The organism is Marichromatium sp. AB31, assembly GCF_003718685.1.
GTDB classification, from domain to species: Bacteria; Pseudomonadota; Gammaproteobacteria; order Chromatiales; family Chromatiaceae; genus Marichromatium; species Marichromatium gracile.
Window position 1 is genome coordinate 1 of record NZ_RHFI01000065.1, and the last position, 426, is coordinate 426.

The window sequence follows — 426 nt, forward strand, 5'->3', positions numbered from 1 at the left end:
AGCAGCGTCGGCGGCAGGCGCAGCGCCGCGCCCGGCGCCCGGCGCGCCGGTGGCAACCGCCGCGCGAGCAGCGGCAAGGGCAGTGCGAGCAGCGCCCAGGGCCAGGCCAGGGAGATCATCGTCCGCGCCCCTGGGCGCGGATCCAGCGCTCGACCAGATCGAGCAGTGCTTCGGCGTCGACCGCCGAGTCGCCCGGCCGTCGATAAGCCTGCTCGACCAGCGCCCGGCCGATCCCATTGGAGAAGTCCCCCGCGCCGCCCTCGGCATCGAGGAAGGCGAGCCAGTCGGCGCCGGCGAGACCGGCCACCCGCGCCCGGCCATGATGGCTCAGCGCCAGGCGACGCAGCAGGCGCGAGCACCCGGCGGCGAGCGCCCGCGCATCGCCGCCGGCGACGAACCCGGCACGCAGCCGCGCCAGCTCGGCGA

General features: G+C 77.5%; 1 protein-coding gene. It reads right to left on the bottom strand.

All coding sequences use genetic code 11. From position 1 onward, the window contains the following. Positions 1–115 precede the first annotated feature (115 nt). Positions 116–426: DUF4381 domain-containing protein (locus EBL84_RS16750; RefSeq protein ID WP_148040335.1), on the bottom strand; the 311-nt coding region annotated here is incomplete at its 5' end.